The organism is Marinitoga sp. 1154, from assembly GCF_013363285.1.
GTDB lineage: Bacteria > Thermotogota > Thermotogae > Petrotogales > Petrotogaceae > Marinitoga.
In genome coordinates, this window is record NZ_LBFB01000002.1 from 163,703 (window position 1) to 182,207 (window position 18,505).

Below are 18,505 nucleotides of genomic sequence, written 5' to 3' on the forward strand. Positions count from 1 at the left end.
AATATGCGGGAAAAGTTCTTAATAAAAAGATTTTAATTTCAATATAATCTATCAAAAAAATAATTCAGTATACTCATAGTATAAATTCCTGCTGTTTCAAATCTCATAATTGTATCTCCAAGGTTGACTCTATTTTCAGGTAATTTTAAAATTTCTTCTTCTGTAAATCCCATATCAGGACCTAAAATTATAGAAATTTTTTCTACTTTAGACATATGATTTAATTCATCTTTTAATGATTTCGTTGAAGTTAAATCCAACACTATTGGATTTTTTATTGTTTGAATATCTTTCAAATCGAAAAATCCAACTTCTGGAAAAACAGGATTTTCTGATTGTTTAGAACTTTCTATAATAGTTTTTTTGAATTTTTCAATAGTCTTAAATTTCAACTGTGACTTTTTACTGTGAAATATATAAATATTGTTTACTCTTAATTCAACTAATTTTTCTATTAAAATTTTCATTCTGTCAAATTTACTTGCTCCTATATAAAAGTCTATCTCTGGTGTTAGCTTTTTAATATAAGTTTCTTTTGTTTTTATCTGACAAATAGTCTCATTTTTCTTAATTTTTTCTATTATGCAATAATATATATTCCCTTTACCATCAAAAACCTTTATTTCATCATTTTCTTTTAATCTTACGATTTTTAAATGTGATGTTTCACCTTTATCAAGAATTACCTTATTTTCATTAAATATGCCATAAAAAGCATTAGGCATTAGCCTATTACCTCCACTCCCATATATGGAACAAGTACTTTTGGAACTTTTATTTTTCCATCAGGTAATTGATAATTTTCCATTATTGCTACAACAGTTCTTCCGATTGCAAGTCCTGAACCATTTAATGTGTGAACATATTCCATTTTATTATTTCTTGTTCTATATTTTGTATTACCTCTTCTTGCCTGAAAATCCTTAACATTACTACATGAAGATATTTCTTTGTATGCATTGTAACTTGGTATCCATACTTCAAGATCATATGTTTTTGCTGCTGCAAAACCCAAATCTCCGCTACACAGAGTTATTACTCTATATGGCAATTCTAAAAGTTGTAAAATTCTTTCTGCATGAGAAGTCAACTCTTCCAAAGCTCGCTCAGAATCTTCTGGTGTGGTATACCAGAACAATTCTACTTTATCAAATTGATGTTGCCTTATCATACCCCTAACATCTTTCCCATAACTTCCTGCCTCTCTTCTATAACATGGCGTATAAGCAACATATTTTAATGGTAAATCTTTAAAACTCAAGGTTTCATTTTGATGCATTCCAGCAAGAGCAACTTCTGAGGTGGGAATTAAAAACAAATCATCATTCTTTGTGTTATAAGCTTCTTCTTCAAATTTTGGCAATTGCCCAGTTCCCAACATTGTTTCTCTTTTTACCAGATGAGGAGGTAAAACTTCCATATACCCGTGTTCTTTAGTGTGAACATCAAGCATAAAATTTATTAATGACCTTTCAAGTCTTGCTAATTGTGATTTTAATATTGAAAACCTTGATCCACTTATTTTAGAAGCTCTTTCAAAATCCAGCATTCCTAATTCAGGACCTAAATCCCAGTGCGCTTTAGGTTTAAAATCGAATTCACGAATCTTGCCCCATTTTCTAATTTCTATATTATCTTCTTCTGATTTCCCAATAGGTACGCTTTCATCAGGAATGTTGGGAATATGTAATAATTTTATATGTATTTTATCTTCTATATCTCTCATTTGCATTTCTATTTCTTTTATTTCATTGCCAATTTCTTTTGATTCTTCCTTGATTTTTGTAAATTCTTTTACATCACCAGCGGCTTTTAATTTAGCAACCTGTTTTGAGTATTCATTTCTTTTGGCACGTAATTCATTAACCTCTGTTTGTAATGATCTTTTCACTTCATCTAATTCTTTTATTTGGTTAATTAAATCTGTTTCATGATTTCTCTTTTCTAATGCTTCAATAATAATTTCAGGATTCCTTCTTATCAATTTTATATCTATCATTTATTCTCCTCCTTATCTTCTATTTCAAGAGTTAATTTAACTTTATTAGCAGAAATTTCATTTTTATCCGTTTTAAATGTTGCCTTTGTTGTTTCCATGTCGATCTTTTTCTCCGGATTTGTTATTTTTACATTATTATTTAATACCAAAATTTTTGTATTCTCATCATATTCAAAAGATCTGGAAAAAATTAAATAATCATCTTTTATAATTTTTACAAGTTCTTTTTCTGAATTCATTTTTCCAGAATATGTTTTATTTTTATTGTCAAAATTAATTTCATCACAATATATATATATTTTCTTATCATTGTTTTCTAATATAATAACAGTTTCAACATTCCCTTCTAATAAACCTGTATCTTTTTTTAAGTCATATTCCAGAGATACTGCTGTTGCTTCCATTGTATCTGTTTTTATTTTAATACCACCTTCAGATGCCAATTTTCTCCATTCATCATTAACAAGTGTAACTGTTGCTAAATCCGTTAATACTTCTAAAGTTCCTTTAATAACCTGAACATTATTTTTCAATACATAAAATTCATCTCCGCCTTTTACAGTATCTGCACTTACATGTATGGTAGAAGAATATGATATTATAACAAAAGATAGAATGAAAATCATTATAAAAACTTTTTTCATTATTATACCTCCAAATTTTTATTTATCCATGTTTGAGCTATTTTTTTGGCATTATTATATGCTGCTCCACTTAAAGAGTGAAAGGATATTTTTAATGGAGTCAAAATATCTTTCTCTTTAGTAATTATATCAAATAATTTCTTTTTTCTCAAAAAAAATGAATAAAGTAATATTTCAGCACCATTTTTAGGATTCGGTAAAACCATCGAACATTCTAAAGATGTTATTATATCTATGTCTGAAATATTTAAAGGACATAATGATATTTCAGATGATGGAATTAATTTCTGTTTATTATATTCATAATATTTTAAAAAGGGTGGAGTTGAAAATGATGCTAATAAAGCATCGACATACAATTCATCTAAATTAAAATTATATATTTCCTTTTTTTCAATATTATAACTTTCAATCTGAAAAAAATCCCCTAATTCACCTATTTTTGTATTTCCAAAATAAGACTTTAATTCCTTTTCTAATTCTTTATGAGATTCAAATTCAAATTGTTTTCTTTTATTTAGTTTCCATAATGCAATCGCCTGATTATATAATTTTTCATATATTTTATCTTTAAAAAAATATCGATTTAATACTTTTGAGTTTTGTATGAATTCAATCATTTTACCAAAAAAATTTTTTCTATATTTTGATATAAAAAATGGCAATAAAGCGCTGACTCCTGTAACTCTCAGAAAAACCGGTACATTCTGATGCAGAAATTGCGATATTATTCCAGAATTCCAATAAATACCATATTTTATATCGCCAGCAGCTATTTTTATTCTATTCATGTTTTTCACTTCTTTCAAGTTTTGTTTTTGCTTCAAAATATATTTCTTCATATTTTTCAAATTCATACCATTGATATATTGAATCAAATATATAAATTTCATCTGCCTGTTTTAATTTTTCTTCTGTAATATAGTCTATACTTAAAGAAGAAATATAGTTTATGTATTCCAATCCATCATTAAATTTATCATTTTTTTGTGGAATATGTGAAGCAACTACATATTTAGCTCCTAATTTTCTGCAAAGATTTATAGGAACTTCTTCCAATAAACCGCCATCTAAAAGTGTCATTCCACCCATTAGTTTTGGAGTGAATGCTGCCGGTACATTTGATGAAGCCATAACTGCATCCAAAATATATCCTTCTGTTATTTCTTCGATATTTTCAGAATCTATATCCACAGCTACAACACCAAAGGGTATTTTACAATCTGAAAAGCGTTTTTTATAAAATAATGGTTTTAAAAGTTTAAACAATAAATCATTATTTAAAATCCCCTTTGAAGATAATAACTTAGCAAAACCAGTAATCTTATTTTCAAGATTCTTTTTTATATAATTTATTTCTTTTGATGAATGTTTTATAATATAATTAAATTTCTTCATCACCAGTTTACTATTAGGTTCTAATGAATACAATGCCCCTATTATAGAACCTGCACTACACCCGCTTATAGAAACAGGATTATTTTTATATTTCAACTCTAAATGTTCCAATAAAGCTATATGAGCCATCCCTCGAATTCCACCGCTCCCCAGAGCAATTCCGTATTCCATTATAATCCTCCCATTATTACATATACAGCAATTCCGCCAACTATACCTCCAACTAAACCATATAACAAATTGTTCAATATATTTTGATTATTAATTCTACTTTCCAATGATTGTAATCTTGATTCAAGATTATCCGTATTTTCTGAATATTTTTTCATTTCCAGCAACTCTGTAGTAATTTTACTATTTTGAGATTTTAAATTTGTTACTTCTTTTTCCAGATCTATTATTTTCTCATCAAGATAAGATGTATCAGAAACATTTTCAACCTTTTGTTCAACTATATTTAATCGTGTTATTATAGATTCTAATGATTTCATATTCGCTTTTATTAAGTCATCTTTAATTTGCATATATACATAATCTTTAATTTCATCCGATTTACTCATTAAAGATTGAGAAACCATATCGCTGATTATACCTGTTAAAACGTCTTTATTATTAGAAGGTAGACTTTCTAAATTATAAATAGAATTTTCCAGTGATTTTAATCTTCCTTCAAAATTATTTAATTTTAAAGTATTTTTATCAAAGTTATTTTTTAACTCAAATAACACCTTTGTATTATTTATAACATCTTTTTGCAATTTTTCAGTCGGTGGTTGTAATGCCAATTCCTGAACAAGATTGTTGAGTGTTTTGATTTTTTTTGTTAATTCTTCTACAATTTTTAACTCATTATTCAATTTTTGAATTTCAAGAGAATTTTTTGTGCTCAATTGCTCAATATTTGATAATTTTGGTAAAGCGGAATTAACATTTTTTAATAACTCCCCTATATTATTAAGACCACTTTCTTTGACCGCATTTCTAAATGCTTCGAGGTCTTTTTCCATGCCTAAAACCTGTGTTGTAAGATTTGATACAGCATAATCATTGGTATTAATTCTTGATTCAATTTTATCTAATTTAGTGAATAAATTCGATATACTTTCATTTTCTTTATCAAATGCAGCTCCTTCTAATAATCCTATTCTTTGATCGTATTCCTGAAGTTTTTTATTTAAATTTCTGATTTCATCAGCTGCATTTTCTAACTTTTTCATATTATTTATTTTTTCTTCAATCAAAGATAATCTATTCAGCAATTCTTCCGGTATACCTGTTTTGATATTTGTTTTTAAATCACTTATTTCTTTCTGTATATCAAGTACTTTTTTGTCAAGAATATTCACCCTGTTTGATGAATCGGATAAGATTGCAGAATACGAATTTGTTATTTTTTCCAATTCATCAACTTTTATTTTCAGGCTTTCAATATTATCAATTTTATCTTCAATTGTTTGTAACTTTCTTAGTAATAATGGTTCATTTGTTATTGTTGAAGAATCTGTCATTTTAATCCCGGATTCCAGGTAAGATACCCTGTCACTTAATTCATTTATTTGATTTGATAATTCTGGTATTCTTGAGGTTAAATTCATTAATGGCTTCACCTGAAAATCAAATTTTTGTTGAACAACTTCATCTATATATGTATTTGAAGAAGATATTTCATTTTTTAAATTATTTAATTCATTTTTTAATTCCATTATAGTTGCATTTTCACTATCTTTTTTCCATCGCATCTGCGCAGCAACTTCATTTGTTATATATACCTTTAATCCTTCTTTTTCTTTTGTAAATAATTCATCTATATATGACTTATAATTGCTCTGTTCCCTTTTCAGGTAATCATCCAGAGTATTTGTCATGTACTCCTTGGTTTTTGAAAATTCTTCCAAAACACCTTCGACTGCTTTTTCAAAATCATTCATTCTATTGCTAAAAATAACAATAGACGCAAGTGTTGTTTCGTATAATTCATTAATCTTTTCAACTGACTTTTTTTCAGCCACCATATATGCATTTTGAGCAATCGCATTAAAAATAGGATTGTTAGAATCTGTTGAATCTATTGTTATAGCCATTTCTAAATTTTTAATTCTCGTTGAAAAATCTTCCAGTAAATTTTTTGTATTTTTATAATCAGTATCAAGTGAAAACATGAAGTTTTCCAATGTATACACTCTTTGAGGTAACTTTTCCATTTCTAATCTTGTTAATGAAGCGTCTAAAGAATCTAATTTCTTTTTATAATTTTCATTTAAATAATCTAGAAAATTAGAACCAAATATAGCTAAATCATATCTTGAAACGGAAATAGCACCATTAAATTTTCCCTGTGTATCCGTTTCCATTATCCCAGCTTTTACTATTTTATAAACATGTGGATATACAGGCGAAGTTGGTTTAACATCGAGAATTTCACCAAATATTGATACAATAAAAATAAATATTGAAATAAAAATCAAAAATTTTTTCATTTTTTTGCCCCCTTAATACCAATTATCCAGGTTAATATATTTTCCTTCATCAGTAATATATATAAATCTTTCTACTATTTTTCTATCGCCTTTATATACGCTAATTTTATGAACCCCATATTCCAACCTTAAATCCAATTCAGAAGCTGTATATTTAATATCATCAACATAAACATCAAATGCTCTTGAATTTACTATTTTTACAGGCACCAGATTTGCTTTAGAAAAGAATATTACTCTATGTTCATAATTATTTATATTTATATCTATATTATACGATTTTCCATCAGGAAACTTAAATACAACATTATGAATACCACTATTTAAAACCTTTCCTAAAACATACCCTCGATTTATGTATTTTCCATCTATATAAATTAATACATAATTAGAAGATGTAAATAAAGAAACTGCTCCTATATTATCTTCTGTAGTTAAAAAAACTGTTTGAGATCTATTTTTTCTTAATGTTATTGATTTCTTTGAATTTAAATAATAAATATCAAGTTTTTTAGTATTTTGCATTGTATTTATTAAAATAGTTGATGGAGTAAATGCATATTTATCACTTATATAAGCCAAAATTTTTTCTTGAGATAATACTTCAACCGAAGTTGAAAGTAATGGATTTAAAATTAATTCTTTTGGTGAATCTTTATTTATAATATACCTAAAAAAAAGATTTTTATCTGTTTTTGAGACTATTTCCAAAATATGAGGCATTCCGTCCAATTCAAGATATTCAACCGAATTACCAATATATTTTCCATCTAAATAAAACTCTAAACCTTTACTATTCTGTATTTTCACAATTCTTTTGTTTTCATATAATTCAAAGAATAAAGTTTTTTTATTCAATGATTTATCTAAGTTTATTGTTAATTCCTTTGATATGTAACCAATTTTTGATAAAATTATTTTTAGATTACCAGATGGAACAGTAAATGTATTTGGTGTATATCCAACTTTTTCACCATTTATAGTCACCAACGCATTTTGTGGTGATGAATCTATATACAACTGAATTCCTTTTTTTAATTCAAAGTTATAACTCACTGGCTCGTCAGATTTTAAAATAATATTTTTCTTAAAAGGTAGATATCCATCTTTAATCAATTTAATATTATAATTTTTATTTAAAGATAAAATAGTAGAATATGGTGTTTCACCTACAAACTTTTCGTTTATATACAAATTTGAAATTGGTGTTGAATCAAAGGTGACCATACCATTTGGAACCAACTCCACCATTATTTTCTTTGTTTCAAATGGTTTTAATTCAAGATTAATATTTTGGGATTTATAGTTTTCAGCTGAAATTGTTAGAGTTTTTACATTTATAGGAATTTTAAGAACATCACCATTTTTTATTAACACCTTATTTTTATCAAAAGAAATATAAAATGATTCTATATTTGCCCTAAATTCTATTGAAGCCAAAGGAATAAGGTTTGCATTTATTTTTTTATCTGAGTCAATAGAAACTGTAGTTTTATAATCTTTATACCCAAATTTTGATATTATTATATTATATGTTCCCGATTGCAGTGAAACATTCTCAGTATTGCTTTTCATTGTAAGCATATATTGATTATTAATATAAACTAAAGAACCTTTTGGGGCATTTATCGTTAATTGAAAAGAAAAGATCATAGAGGTAAGCATCAAAAATATAAACAAAAAAGTTTTAATCTTTTTCACAGTTCCTCACCTCATTTATAATATTATCCAGATCCTCAAGTTGATTCATTAATTTTTCAGGATTTTCGATTTTAGATAATACTTTATCCATAAACACAACACGAGCTTTTATAACTTCTTCAATAACATTTTTGCCTTTTTCTGTAATTTTAATAGTCGTGACTCTTTTATCCTTTTCATCTTTTGTTTTTTTAAGATACCCTGAATTCTCAAGTCTGTTGATTAAACCTGTAGTCGTACTCTTTGTTATCCCTAAAGCCAGACTTAAATCTGTAACTCTTTTTTCACCTCGAAAGTATAATATTTGTAATAGATCAAATTGTGCTGGAGATATTTCACTATTTTTTATAATTTTTCTTCCTTCAACCTTAATTTTAAAACATATATCTCTTAGAATTTTCTCGAAATTTTCCAATCTTTTTTTATCCATAATGTTCCTCCTATCTAAATTTTATATTTTTTTGAAAGAGAGGTTGTTTTAATGGTAAAAAACATAACATTTTCTGCTATGTTAAGCGTTATAACAGTGTTACTATTTACCTCACAGATGTTTATTCCTGTATTAGGTGTTTTTGTTGCATTTTTCAGCTTAATACCCTTAATTCTGGTATTTGAATTGACAGATATGAAATATTTTATTATATCCACCTTAACTTCAGGCTTTTTAATATTAATATTAAATGATATTTTTGGTCTAATCTTTTTTTCGACCTTTTTATTGCCACCAGTATTAAGTATAGTATATAATAAAAAAAATAAAATACCCCACATTATATTTTTTCTCGTACCAGTGGCATCATCCTATTTTATGTATAAATCTTTTTTCAATGTAAAAATTTTCTATTATATGTGGCCTTTAATTGGGGCATCAATATTTTTTGTAGTAAAATTTTATTATATAAAAATAACAGAGTTAATAATGAAAGGTTTAAAAGCAAAAGGTTTTTAGCATTAAAAAATGTATATATATATTTTATCAGAAAAACTCTAAAAAATGAAATATATGTTATAATGAATATATAAATACAAAGAGGTGAACGTTATGGAAACTATAGATGTTGTTATTGAAAAAATAGTTAATGGTGGATATGGTTTTGCAAGATATGATAATAAAATATATATGGTAGAACACGCATATCCAGGAGAATTTGTTAAAATAAAAGTAAAAAACAGAAAAAAAGATGTTTATTTTGCTGAAGTAGTGGAATACATTGAAAAATCACCATATAGAAATAGACAAATTTGCCCTCATTATCAGGAATGTGGAGGATGTCAATTGTTAGACCTTGATTATAATGAACAATTAAAAATAAAAACAAAAATAGTTAAAGAACAAATAAGAAGAATTGGAAAATTAGACGACACTCTAGTATTAAATGCAATAGGTTCAGATGAAATAAATCATTACAGAAGTAAAATGGAATTTGCATTTTCCTATAAAAATGGAGATATAAAAATTGGATTGAAAAGGAGAAACAGTAATGATATTATAGATATAAAAAATTGTTTAATTGCTCCTAAAGAATTTAATAACATTATTTCTGAAACAAAAAAAATATTCAATGCGTTAAACTTAAAAATATATAATCCAAAATTCGGAAAAGGAGAATTCAAACATCTAGTTTTAAGAAAATCATTTTCAAAAAATGAAATTATGTCAATCTTCATTACAAAAACAGAATATATAAATAATTATAAAAATTTCAAAAGATTAATAAAGGAAAAAATTAAAGCAAATTCTATTATCCATGTAATGAATGGTTCTGATTCAATTGTTTTACGAGGACCTTATAAAACATTAAAAGGGGAAGGTATTATAAAAGAAGAGTTTAATGGATTTGAATATCAAATTCCGCCTACCGCTTTCTTCCAGAATAATTATAACATAACAAAAAAAATATTGAATGAATTTGTAGAAATTATAAAAAGAGAGAAAATATCCGGTGCCCTGTTAGATCTTTATTCTGGAGTGGGCTTATTTTCTATATATTTAGCTCCACTTTTTAAACATGTTACAGGCGTAGAAAATAACGGAATTTCTGTAAAAGCGGCTCATTCGAATTCAAATATAAACAATATAAGAAATACCACTTTTATAAAATCGGATGTTTTAGAATTCATAAAAAACTATGATAAAAAAATAGATCTTTTAATAGTAGATCCTCCAAGAAGTGGACTTGATAAAGAAATTTTAACTAAAATTTTACAATTAAAACCAGAAAATATTTTCTATTTATCCTGTGATCCAACCACATTATCAAGAGATTTATCCAGATTAAAAGAATCTTACAAAATAGAGTTTATAAAGCCTTTTGATATGTTTCCAAATACTTTTCATATTGAAAATTTTGCGTTTTTAAAAGCAAATATAAGCAATTAATTATAATTAAAGTTAAATTTCTACAATTATTGCATAAAAACAATAATTTTTGGTATAATATGTATTGGATATATTAAATTTTGGAGGGAGGACTTTCCATGGAATTTATTTCAAAGATAAATGTTTTACCAAAAATACCTGAAAAACTTTCAAGGCTACCGGAATTAAGTAAAAATCTTTGGTGGACATGGAATTATGATGCCCAGGAGATATTCGAAAGAATAGACGAAAAATTATGGGTAGAAGTCAACAGAAATCCAGTCCTATTTTTAAAAAAAGTAAGTCAAAAAAAGTTAAATGAAGCTGCAGAAAATAAAGCTATAATATCATTATACTCACAGGTTATTGAAAAATTTAATACTTATATGAAAGCAGAAAATACATGGTTTAAATCTACACACAGAGAATATAAAGGCGGAGAATTTGCTTATTTTTGTGCCGAATATGGCCTTCATGAATCATTTCCAAATTATTCCGGAGGACTTGGTGTTCTTGCTGGAGATCACTTGAAATCATCAAGTGACCTTGGAATACCACTTGTAGCAGTTGGTTTATTATATAAACAGGGTTATTTTGAACAAAGAATTAATTCTGAAGGTTGGCAGGAAGCTATATTTAATCCATACGACTTTGATAATTTCCCGGTAATATCTGCCAAAGACAAAGAAAATAATGACATATATATTACCGTTGAAATGGAAAATAGAAAAGTATATGCAAAAGTATGGAAATTACAGGTTGGAAGGATAAACCTCATATATCTTGATACAGATATTCCACAAAATGACCCAGAAGATAGAATGATAACATATCAACTCTACGGTGGAGATCAAGAAATGAGAATCAGACAGGAAATGTTATTGGGAATAGGTGGAGTAAGAGCATTAAGAGCTATAGGATATAATCCTTCTGTATGGCATATGAATGAAGGACATTCTGCATTTTTGGGCTTAGAAAGGATTAGAGAACTTGTTCAGGAAAAAGGATTATCTTTCAGAGAAGCTGTACAGGCTGTAAAAGCAAGTGCAGTATTTACAACACACACACCTGTACCAGCTGGGCATGATGCTTTCCCATTTTATTTAATGGATAAATACTTTAAAAATTATTGGCCACAATTAAAAGCTTCCAGAAGGGAATTTCTTGATTTAGGCGCAGAAATAAGACCTGACGGTTCTGAATTATTTTCCATGACCACGCTGGCTTTAAATCTCTCCTCAAGAGCTAACGGCGTAAGTAAATTACACGGCGAGGTTTCAAGAGATCTAGCTAAAGATATATGGAAAGGTCTGGAAGCTGTAGAAGTTCCAATCACTCATGTTACAAATGGTGTTCATGCAACAACATGGATCTCAAAAGAATTGCAGGATTTGTTCTCAAATTATTTAGGCAAAGATTGGCATGAAAAAATTGATGATCCAGATTTGTGGAAAAAAATCGACAATATTCCTGATGAAGAATTATGGAATGTAAGAAAAGGATTAAAGAAAAAACTTATTGAATTTATCCATGAAAGAACAAAGTTGCAAAGAATGAGACATGGTGAAACTGTAGAACAATTAGAAGAAATCGATAAAATATTGAATCCTGATGCTTTAACAATAGGTTTTGCAAGACGATTTGCTACATATAAAAGAGCAACTCTTATATTTAAAGATTTAGATAGATTAAAGAAAATACTAAATAATCCAGAAAGACCTGTTCAACTTATTTTTGCTGGAAAAGCTCACCCCGCTGACAAACCAGGTCAGGAATTAATTAAACGAATTTATGAAATTTCAAGAATGCCTGAATTTAAAGATAAAATTGTCTTTATAGAAAATTATGATATGAATGTAGCAAGACATTTAGTTGCCGGAGTTGATATATGGCTAAATAATCCAAGAAGACCCAGAGAAGCCAGCGGAACAAGCGGTCAAAAGGCTGGTATGAATGGCTCTCCAAACTTCAGTGTATTAGATGGTTGGTGGGTTGAAGGATATAATAGGAAAAACGGATGGGCAATTGGAGATGAAAGAGATTATATAGATCTTGAATTACAAGATAAAATAGATAGTGTATCTATATATAATACATTAGAAAAAGAAATCGTTCCATTATATTATGATCATAACGAAGAATTAGGAGTATCAAGAGAATGGATAAAAATAATGAAAGAATCTATAATTTCTGTAACCTCATTCTTTAATACCCATAGAATGCTCAAAGAATACACACAAAAATTATATATGACTGCAGCAGAATTAGGAGAAAAGTTCATTAAAAATGATTTTTCTATAGCCAGAAAATTCTCAAGCTGGGTAGAAATATTAGAAAGAAATTGGGACAGTATTAAAATTAAAGTATTATCAAATGTAAAAGAAGACGTTACATATACAACAGAAGGCAAAATAGAAGTAAAGGCCGAAGTGTATTTACCCGGAATTGGACCTGATTCGATATTAACCCAGATAGTTCTGGCTAAATTAGAAAATAATAAGGTAGTGTCTTTAAAATCATTTGATATGAAATTAAATAAAGAAGTTAATAAAGATACATATTTATTTGAAGGTGAATTTGAGGTCGATGAAAGAGGTCAATATGGCTGGAATGTTAGAGTTATACCTTTTAACCCAATAATGCCTTATCAACATTATTTGATTGGATTTGTAAAATACCCACAATAAAAAAAGAGATCTCTTTAATCTCTAAAATATATAGTTTTAAAGTTTTTTTGTGTTTTCAAGAATTTGGAAAGAATAAAAAAATACCGCGAAAGCGGTATTTTTTTATTAGATTGAAATTTATTTTTAAAATTGCTAAAAATATGATATAATTACAAATGTATAATAAATAATAAGGGGGAATTAAAATGAAAGATGGTATTCTTGGCATTTTAAATTATGCATTAGCAAAAGAAATTGAAGGAAAAAACTTTTACAAAAGCAAATTAGACAATATTTCAAATCTTCAATTAAAAGAAATTTTTTCTATGTTGGTAGAAATGGAACAAGGACATGCTGAATATATAAAAAAACTAATAAAAAAATACGAAGATGAAAAAAATTTAGACGTAGAATTCGAAGAAGATAATGAGAACTTATTTCAAACAAGAGAAGAAAAAGAAATCACAGGCGGTAAAATAGAAGAAATGACTTTAGACTTATCTGTTGTTAAAATGGCATATTTAATCGAAGATGATTTTATGAAATTTTATAAAAATGCTGCAGAAAAAGTAGAAAACAATGATGCAAAAAAATTATTTGAAAAATTATCCAAATGGGAAGAAACCCACAGAGATATACTATACAATATATACAGGGATCTTTCCAATGACTATTGGATTAAAATGAATTTCACACCATTATATTAATAATAAAGGAATGGACTTTCCATTCCTTTATTATTTTCTACAAAAAATATTTATTAATAGCGAGGTGAGATAGTGAAAACCTTAGGTGAAATATTAATATCTAAAAATCCAATAAGTGAAATTGTTATGGGAAATCATGCGCTTGTTAGAGCAATGCTCGAATCCGGCGTAAAAGTAGTAACTTCTTATCCCGGCTCTCCTACACCAGAAATTGCAGAAGGTATAAGAAGTATTCCAAAAGATAAAAATCCAATGTATTTTGAATTTTCTGTAAATGAAAAAGTTGCAACTGAAGTTGCTTTTGGTGCTTCAATGAACGGACATTTATCTACTGTCTTTTTTAAAAGTGTGGGATTAAACGTAGCTGCTGATTCTTTTGTTCAGCTTGGACTATTTGATTTAATCGGAGGTATGATTATAGTTTTAGGCGACGATCCTGGTGCAAATTCCTCACAAAACGAACAGGATAACAGGCATTTTTCAAAACTTTCATATATTCCTATGTTTGAACCAAATTCGCCAAAAGAAGTATACGAAATGTTCAAAGAGGCTGCTAAAATATCCAAAGATTTACACATGCCAATAATTTTAAGATTAACAACTCATGTGTGTCATGCAAAAGAAAAAATAGATTTCGATAAATTAATTATAGAGGAATATGATTACTCACCAAAATTCGACAACTTCAATGCTCCACATATTCCAATTGCTGCCCGAGCACTCGACATGAAAAGAAAGTCCCTAAAAAGACTGGATATATTTAAAAACATAACACAAAATTCCAGATTCAACGAATATATCGATAATGGAAATAAAAATAAGGGAATAATTGTAACTGGATTACCATATCTATCATTACTTGATGTTTTAGAATACTCAAAAGAAAAGATTGATATTTTAAAAATTGGGATTGTAAATCCTCTACCTGAAAAAATAATAATAGATTTTCTGAAAACTCATAAAGAAGTAAAAATATTAGAAGAATTGGATGACATTATGGAAAAGGATATAAAATCGTTAGCTTTCGATCATAAAATAGATGTAAAAATTATAGGAAAACTTGATATCGAAGATTGGATTGGTGAATATAAACCTGATAAGGTATATGAAATATTAAGAAAAACATGGCCGGAAATATTAGAAAAAATAGACATCAACATTCCAGAAATAAAATTAAATCCAAGACCTCCACAACTATGTCCAGGATGTGGTCATAGGTCAGCATTTCATGCAATAAAATATGCCTTAAAAGACACGGATATTACAGTTGCAGATATAGGATGCCATACATTGGGATTTTTAGAACCGTATAATATGGGTCAGGTTTTATTATCAATGGGCCATTCCACTTCCACTGGTGCGGGTTTATCATTATTTAATAAAACCAGGAATGTCGTTGCATTTTTAGGTGATTCAACATTATTTCATGCCGGAATACCTGGTATAGTAAATGCCATATTCAATAATCATAATTTAACTTTAATAATAATGGAAAACGGAACTACAGCAATGACAGGACATCAAGACTTACCATCAATAGGAAAAAATTTTAACGGCCCCTCAGAAGCAATTCCTATAAAAAGGTTACTCGAAAGCTTAGGGGTAAAATTTATTAAAGAAGTAGATACATACAATCAAAAAAAATTAAGAGAATATGTAATAGAAGCTTTAAATACAGATGGATTTAAAGTTATTATAGCAAAACATCCCTGCATGTTAAAACTAACACGCGAACAAAGAAAAAAGGGAATATTTAAAAACAACAAAGTCGAAGTCACAAGTAAATGTGATCATCAATATATATGTATAAGTGATTTTGGATGTCCTGCATATCAAATAACCCCTGAAGGAGATGTATGGGTACAGGAAGATTTATGTATAGGCGATGGTTCATGTATACAAACTTGCCCCACAAATGCTTTAAGCTTTAAAATTGTATCAAAAGGGGGAGATAAACAATGAAAATATTCAATATTTACTTAATTGGTGTTGGCGGACAGGGGATTGGATTATTAAGCGAAGTGATAATAAGAGCAGCTGATAAAGCTAATTTACCTGTAAAGGGTGTTGATACTCACGGATTAGCCCAAAGAGGCGGAACAGTATCTTCTAATATACGGATTGGAAATGTTAATTCTCCATTAATTATGAAAAATCAAGCAGATTTAGTAGTAGCTTTAGAACGACATGAAGCATTAAGAGGTATGAATGATTATTCAAAAAATAATTCTACAGTCATTTATTATGACACAGTCTGGCAACCTTTGGATGTAAGATTAAGAAAAAACAAAGAAATTAATAATGACATATTATTAAAAGTAGCAAACAAAAGAAATATTAATTTAATAAAAGTATATATAGATGATTTAAACGATGCAAGAATGCAAAATATGGCTGTTTTAGCAACAATGGCTAAATATAATTTAATTCCAAACGTACAAAAAAATCACTACATTGCAGCTATAAAAGATTTATTAACAGGAAATATTTTAAAAAATAATATTGAATTATTTGAAAAAATTTATGAAATTTAGGAGCCGTAATCGGCTCCTTTTTTATGCAATTGAAGAAACACGAGTTCTTTTCTTTGATTTAAACAACTCTTGAACTTCTCTATCAAAAATTATTTTTATATAATTTTCTAGTTCATCAATAGAATTTAAATTTAAAATTTCATTTTCTGTAATCTTATTTTCCAACCCTATTAATTCTAATAAAAATTTATTTTGCTCTGAATTAAACAAAAAAGTTTTAAAATAATGTCTTTTATTTTCATACCATTGTATTAACTCTTGTGTTTTTATCATTACATTACCCCCTTTTAGTGTTTTGGAAAATTTTATAATCTACTATTTTGTATCTTGATTTTATGTTACTACAAATAAATCAAAAATACAATTAAGAAAAGGTAAAAAATAGGTAACAATTCTACTATCAGGTAGAAAATGGTGTATAATATATATATACAATAAAGGCGAGGTGAAATAATGTCAAATCTTATAGGCAAAAGAATTGAACTTTTAAGAAAAAGAAAAGGCCTATCGAGAGAAAAATTGGGATATATTATAGGTATAGCAGGTAATAGTGTATATAGAATTGAATCTGGTATGAATTTACCATCTGCAGAGGTTATAATTGAATTAGCAAAATACTTTAATGTATCTACAGATTATATACTTGGTCTTGATACAGAATCGGATGAAGAAAACATAGTAAAGGTGCAGATGAAAAAAATTCCGGTATATGAAAAAGTCGCTGCTGGACGTTCCGGTATAGCAGAACCTATAGATTATCCTATTGATGAAATATACATTCCAGTAGGTTCAAAAGGAGAGTTTGCAGTTGAAGTTATTGGAGATAGCATGGAGCCAGAAATAAAAGAAGGCGACTATGTTATTATCGATCCTAATGCATATGTAGAATCCGGAAATAGAGTAGTTGCATTAATAAACGATGGTGCAGATGCGCTTGTAAAAGTTTATAGAAAAGCAATGGAAGGTCCTGCTATGCTTTACAGTTTAAATCAAAAATACGAACCTATAATCTTAACAGAAGATTTAAAGTGGGAAATTATTGGTAAGGTTGTTAGTCTATATAGAAGATATTAAAAAGATATTTATTTCCACTTTATAAAACCAGCCATCAAATTAAGATGGCTGGTTTAGTATTTAATTTATTATTGCACTAATATCTTTTACATAATCTCTAATACTTAAGTCTTTTGAATACAAAAATAATACCATATCTTCAATAGCTAAAATATATCTTTGTCTTTTCTTAACAATTTGTGGGTCAAATTTCCCAGCTAATAACATATAAAAGTTTTGAAAATCTAAGAAGAAATATTTAAGAAACATTATTTTGTAATAATTACTATTAATCAGCTATCCTCAATTTACACAGAATTTTAGATAGTCCCCACAAAACAGGAGTTTTAGTTTATTTCCTCAATATATTTAGCCTCTTTTCCAACAAAAACAATTATATACTTTTTCATCGTTTCATTTTTTGTGTTTAATTCATATGATTTTTTGTATTTTTCTATTTGTTCTTTTGCTTCTTTTACTTTCCTTTTTAATTTTTCTTCTGTGTATTCTTTTTGTTTTATATATTTTACTTCTATTATCGCTTCATATGGTACTTCTTCGTATCTTTTGAACATTGCTATGTCTATATACCCATTTTCTACTGGATATTCCATTTTTACCATTGCATATGGCGTTAGTATTAGATAACTATACATTATTGCTTTTATGTATTTTTCATCTAATCCCATGAATATTCTGTTGTCCATTTTGCTTAGTAGGTTTTCTATTTCTTTGGCAAATGGCTCTATTTTTCCATCTTCTAATATCGTTATTATTGCATTTTCTATTTCATCTGTGTCTATATATTCCGTTAACCTTTCTTCTATGTATTCTGTGAAGTATTCTGAGAATATTTTTTTCATTGAATAATTTGGTATTTTTAAATATGTCCTTAATCCTTCTTTTTCAAATGTCATAAACCCAAGATAGAATAATAATGATTTTATATCTTTTATTTCTATCCTTT

18 protein-coding genes are annotated in these 18,505 nt (G+C 27.6%); 7 read left to right on the forward strand and 11 right to left on the reverse strand.

Annotated elements, in window-relative coordinates; translation table 11 throughout:
- Nucleotides 1-38 precede the first annotated feature (38 nt).
- Genes XO12_RS01930 through XO12_RS01965 form a run of 8 tightly spaced genes read right to left on the reverse strand, consistent with a single transcriptional unit; the run spans nt 39 to nt 8,649 of the window.
- Nucleotides 39-725, reverse strand: a complete 687-nt coding sequence (locus XO12_RS01930; protein ID WP_175419583.1) for an RsmE family RNA methyltransferase — start codon at nt 723-725, stop codon at nt 39-41.
- Nucleotides 725-1,999: a serine--tRNA ligase gene (gene serS / locus XO12_RS01935; protein WP_175419584.1), complete on the reverse strand. Its 1,275-nt coding sequence runs from the start codon at nt 1,997-1,999 to the stop codon at nt 725-727. Before serS ends, XO12_RS01930 begins: the two co-directional genes overlap by 1 nt.
- Complete coding sequence (locus XO12_RS01940; RefSeq protein WP_175419585.1) at nt 1,996-2,643, reverse strand: LptA/OstA family protein; 648 nt, start codon at nt 2,641-2,643, stop codon at nt 1,996-1,998. The genes serS and XO12_RS01940 overlap by 4 nt, the downstream gene beginning before the upstream one ends.
- A gap of 2 nt (nt 2,644-2,645) precedes the next feature.
- Nucleotides 2,646-3,434 (reverse strand): hypothetical protein, encoded by a 789-nt coding sequence (locus XO12_RS01945; RefSeq protein WP_047267966.1) that lies wholly within the window; start codon nt 3,432-3,434, stop codon nt 2,646-2,648.
- Complete coding sequence (locus XO12_RS01950; protein ID WP_047266526.1) at nt 3,427-4,212, reverse strand: patatin-like phospholipase family protein; 786 nt, start codon at nt 4,210-4,212, stop codon at nt 3,427-3,429. The genes XO12_RS01945 and XO12_RS01950 overlap by 8 nt, the downstream gene beginning before the upstream one ends.
- The gene (locus XO12_RS01955) at nt 4,212-6,518 is read right to left on the reverse strand and encodes a hypothetical protein (RefSeq protein WP_175419586.1); all 2,307 of its coding nucleotides are present in this window, start codon (nt 6,516-6,518) and stop codon (nt 4,212-4,214) included. Before XO12_RS01955 ends, XO12_RS01950 begins: the two co-directional genes overlap by 1 nt.
- Before the next feature lie 12 nt (nt 6,519-6,530).
- Nucleotides 6,531-8,171 carry a PEGA domain-containing protein gene (locus XO12_RS01960; protein ID WP_175419587.1) on the reverse strand — a complete coding sequence of 547 codons (1,641 nt, stop codon included), beginning with the start codon at nt 8,169-8,171 and terminating at the stop codon, nt 6,531-6,533.
- A 34-nt stretch (nt 8,172-8,205) separates the two neighbouring features.
- A complete protein-coding gene (locus XO12_RS01965) occupies nt 8,206-8,649 on the reverse strand; it encodes a MarR family winged helix-turn-helix transcriptional regulator (RefSeq protein ID WP_047266529.1) in 444 nt (147 codons plus the stop codon).
- Nucleotides 8,650-8,700: 51 nt separating this feature from the next.
- Between XO12_RS01965 and XO12_RS01970 the strand changes: the two genes are divergently transcribed.
- The 6 genes from XO12_RS01970 to XO12_RS01995 all read left to right on the forward strand — a co-directional run bounded on the left by XO12_RS01970 (nt 8,701) and on the right by XO12_RS01995 (nt 16,485).
- Nucleotides 8,701-9,168: a hypothetical protein gene (locus XO12_RS01970; RefSeq protein WP_047266530.1), complete on the forward strand. Its 468-nt coding sequence runs from the start codon at nt 8,701-8,703 to the stop codon at nt 9,166-9,168.
- A 93-nt stretch (nt 9,169-9,261) separates the two neighbouring features.
- A complete protein-coding gene (rlmD, locus tag XO12_RS01975; RefSeq protein WP_175419588.1) occupies nt 9,262-10,599 on the forward strand; it encodes a 23S rRNA (uracil(1939)-C(5))-methyltransferase RlmD in 1,338 nt (445 codons plus the stop codon).
- Nucleotides 10,600-10,697: 98 nt separating this feature from the next.
- Nucleotides 10,698-13,265, forward strand: coding sequence for an alpha-glucan family phosphorylase (gene glgP / locus XO12_RS01980; protein ID WP_175419589.1), 2,568 nt, complete (start codon nt 10,698-10,700; stop codon nt 13,263-13,265).
- 185 nt (nt 13,266-13,450) lie between these two features.
- The gene (locus XO12_RS01985; RefSeq protein WP_047266533.1) at nt 13,451-13,951 is read left to right on the forward strand and encodes a ferritin family protein; all 501 of its coding nucleotides are present in this window, start codon (nt 13,451-13,453) and stop codon (nt 13,949-13,951) included.
- Between the two features lie 72 nt (nt 13,952-14,023).
- On the forward strand, nt 14,024-15,913 hold the full coding sequence (locus XO12_RS01990) for a thiamine pyrophosphate-dependent enzyme (RefSeq protein WP_175419590.1): 1,890 nt from the start codon (nt 14,024-14,026) through the stop codon (nt 15,911-15,913).
- Nucleotides 15,910-16,485: a 2-oxoacid:acceptor oxidoreductase family protein gene (locus tag XO12_RS01995; RefSeq protein WP_175419591.1), complete on the forward strand. Its 576-nt coding sequence runs from the start codon at nt 15,910-15,912 to the stop codon at nt 16,483-16,485. The genes XO12_RS01990 and XO12_RS01995 overlap by 4 nt, the downstream gene beginning before the upstream one ends.
- 21 nt (nt 16,486-16,506) lie before the next feature.
- On the opposite strand, the gene XO12_RS02000 is transcribed toward XO12_RS01995, so the two are convergent.
- Nucleotides 16,507-16,758: a hypothetical protein gene (locus XO12_RS02000; protein ID WP_047267975.1), complete on the reverse strand. Its 252-nt coding sequence runs from the start codon at nt 16,756-16,758 to the stop codon at nt 16,507-16,509.
- Between the two features lie 180 nt (nt 16,759-16,938).
- On the opposite strand from XO12_RS02000, the gene XO12_RS02005 reads away from it, so the two are divergent.
- A complete protein-coding gene (locus tag XO12_RS02005; protein WP_052913273.1) occupies nt 16,939-17,559 on the forward strand; it encodes a LexA family transcriptional regulator in 621 nt (206 codons plus the stop codon).
- 60 nt (nt 17,560-17,619) lie between these two features.
- On the opposite strand, the gene XO12_RS02010 is transcribed toward XO12_RS02005, so the two are convergent.
- Nucleotides 17,620-17,808 (reverse strand): hypothetical protein, encoded by a 189-nt coding sequence (locus XO12_RS02010; protein WP_047266537.1) that lies wholly within the window; start codon nt 17,806-17,808, stop codon nt 17,620-17,622.
- Nucleotides 17,809-17,885: 77 nt separating this feature from the next.
- A partial coding sequence (locus XO12_RS02015; protein ID WP_175419592.1) for a PD-(D/E)XK nuclease domain-containing protein occupies nt 17,886-18,505 on the reverse strand: 620 nt, incomplete at its 5' end.

Excerpts from the sequence above, each read along its gene's own strand:
- XO12_RS01930 (WP_175419583.1), bottom strand. The coding sequence starts at position 725 with ATGCCTAATGCTTTTTATGGCATATTTAATGAAAATAAGGTAATTCTT.
- serS (WP_175419584.1), bottom strand. The coding sequence starts at position 1,999 with ATGATAGATATAAAATTGATAAGAAGGAATCCTGAAATTATTATTGAA.
- XO12_RS01940 (WP_175419585.1), bottom strand. The coding sequence starts at position 2,643 with ATGAAAAAAGTTTTTATAATGATTTTCATTCTATCTTTTGTTATAATA.
- XO12_RS01945 (WP_047267966.1), bottom strand. The coding sequence starts at position 3,434 with ATGAATAGAATAAAAATAGCTGCTGGCGATATAAAATATGGTATTTAT.
- XO12_RS01950 (WP_047266526.1), bottom strand. The coding sequence starts at position 4,212 with ATGGAATACGGAATTGCTCTGGGGAGCGGTGGAATTCGAGGGATGGCT.
- XO12_RS01955 (WP_175419586.1), bottom strand. The coding sequence starts at position 6,518 with ATGAAAAAATTTTTGATTTTTATTTCAATATTTATTTTTATTGTATCA.
- XO12_RS01960 (WP_175419587.1), bottom strand. The coding sequence starts at position 8,171 with ATGATCTTTTCTTTTCAATTAACGATAAATGCCCCAAAAGGTTCTTTA.
- XO12_RS01965 (WP_047266529.1), bottom strand. The coding sequence starts at position 8,649 with ATGGATAAAAAAAGATTGGAAAATTTCGAGAAAATTCTAAGAGATATA.
- XO12_RS01970 (WP_047266530.1), top strand. The coding sequence starts at position 8,701 with ATGGTAAAAAACATAACATTTTCTGCTATGTTAAGCGTTATAACAGTG.
- rlmD (WP_175419588.1), top strand. The coding sequence starts at position 9,262 with ATGGAAACTATAGATGTTGTTATTGAAAAAATAGTTAATGGTGGATAT.
- glgP (WP_175419589.1), top strand. The coding sequence starts at position 10,698 with ATGGAATTTATTTCAAAGATAAATGTTTTACCAAAAATACCTGAAAAA.
- XO12_RS01985 (WP_047266533.1), top strand. The coding sequence starts at position 13,451 with ATGAAAGATGGTATTCTTGGCATTTTAAATTATGCATTAGCAAAAGAA.
- XO12_RS01995 (WP_175419591.1), top strand. The coding sequence starts at position 15,910 with ATGAAAATATTCAATATTTACTTAATTGGTGTTGGCGGACAGGGGATT.
- XO12_RS02000 (WP_047267975.1), bottom strand. The coding sequence starts at position 16,758 with ATGATAAAAACACAAGAGTTAATACAATGGTATGAAAATAAAAGACAT.
- XO12_RS02005 (WP_052913273.1), top strand. The coding sequence starts at position 16,939 with ATGTCAAATCTTATAGGCAAAAGAATTGAACTTTTAAGAAAAAGAAAA.
- XO12_RS02010 (WP_047266537.1), bottom strand. The coding sequence starts at position 17,808 with ATGTTTCTTAAATATTTCTTCTTAGATTTTCAAAACTTTTATATGTTA.